General features: G+C 66.0%; 1 protein-coding gene. It reads left to right on the top strand.

Translation table 11 applies throughout. The features are described from left to right. Nucleotides 1-1,846, top strand: a 1,846-nt coding sequence (locus tag ACWD10_RS38390; protein WP_451098472.1) for a polyketide synthase dehydratase domain-containing protein, incomplete at both ends; no start/stop codon positions are given.

Below are 1,846 nucleotides of genomic sequence, written 5' to 3'. Positions count from 1 at the left end.
CTCATGCCCCTGACCGACGGCGCCCTCCAACAAGGCCACGACCAAACCGTCGTAGTCCCCACCCTGCAACGCGAACACGGCAACCCCGAGCAATTCCTGCGCATGATGACACTGCTGCACATCGCAGGCGCCGCAGTGCCCTGGGACCGGGTGCTTCCCACATCCCGTACACGGGTGGAGTTGCCGACATATGCCTTCCAACGGGAGCGGTACTGGCTCGACACGGCACGAACCTCGGGCGATGTGGCATCAGTCGGACTGGAACCGGTGGGGCATCCGTGGCTCGGTGCGGTCACCGAACTCGCCGACGGTGAAGGCCTGGTCTTCAGCGGCCGCGTATCACTGCGAGAGTTCCCATGGCTCGCCGACCACACCGTGTACGGAACCACGATCGTTCCCGGCACCGGGTTGCTGGAACTTGTCTGGACAGCCGCACAACACGTCGGCGCGAGAGGCGTCGCCGAACTGACCCTGCTGGAACCCCTCATCGCCCCGGACAACGGTGAACTCCACCTCCAGATCCAGGTAGAGACCCCGGACGCAGACGGCCGACGCGCCGTGGCCGTGTACAGCCGCCGCGGCGAAGGCGTGCAGACCTGGACACAGCATGCCACTGGGATGCTGACTGAGGACCCAATCACCCCCACAGACACCGAAGGCTTCGAGTCGCTGCGGCAGTGGCCGGTGGCAGGTGCAGAACAGGTCGGCCTGGAAGGCTTCTACGAGCAGCTGCAGGAACAGGGCATCGACTACGGCCCGGCCTTCCAAGGGCTCAGCGAGCTGTGGCGCAACGGCGACACAGCCTACGGACTGATCCAACTACCCGAAGCCATATCCACCGACGGCTACAGCATGCACCCCGCCCTGCTGGACGCCGCGCTGCACGTGCTGAAGGGCACGGAGGCCGGTCCGGGTGCTGCTTCTACAGACGAGGTGTTGTTGCCGTTCGAATGGACGGACGTACGCCTGGACGCTGTGGCGGGTTCTGTAGTGCGCGTGCGTGCCGAACTGGACGGTGAGCGTTCCGTGGCGCGGCTCTGGGTGGCCGACGAGGCCGGGGATCCCGTGGTGAACGTAGAGGGCTTGCTCCTGCGTGAAGTATCCGCAGAGCAGATGCGTTCCGCGGCTGGGTCGCTTTCGGTGGATCACCTGTATCGGGTGGACTTGCAGCCCGTACGCCCGACCGGAACGCCAACCGCCGATACCGGTCGCACGGTCATCGACGCACGCGACTGGACCGGCACGGTTACAGAAATCGCTGCCCGCGGGCTGACCCAACTCCAGCACCACCTCAACGACAGCGCCGCATCAGGCGAACTCGTCCTGGTCACCACCGGCGCAGTAGGCGACAACGCCACCAACCTCGGCCAAGCGGCCCTGTGGGGCCTGGCACGTTCGGCACGCAGCGAACACCCCGAACAAACCATCCGCCTCATCGACACCGACCACACCGACACCGACGTTCAGCCCGCACTAGCCACAGCAGGCGAGCCGGAACTCGCCATACGCGAAGGCCAGATACTCGCCACCCGCCTGACACGAGCCGCAAGCGAAACCGACACCACACCCAAGACGCTGGACCCATCCGGCACGGTCCTCATCACCGGCGGAACCGGTGAACTAGGCCAGGTATTGGCCCGCCACCTCGTCACCACCCACGGCATACGCCACCTCGTCCTCACCTCCCGCCGCGGCAACCAAACCCCCGGCACCAAACAACTCATCACAGAACTGACCGCAGCAGGCGCGGCCACCGTCGACATCCTCGCCCGCGACATGAGCGACCGGGAACAGGTGCGGGCGGTACTGACCGAGGCAGACCCGGCACACCCCTGGACCGGAATCT

This window comes from Streptomyces sp. NPDC002851, from assembly GCF_053591935.1.
Note: the sequence above shows the minus strand (reverse complement) of the source record. Positions and strands in the feature narration are given on the sequence as shown.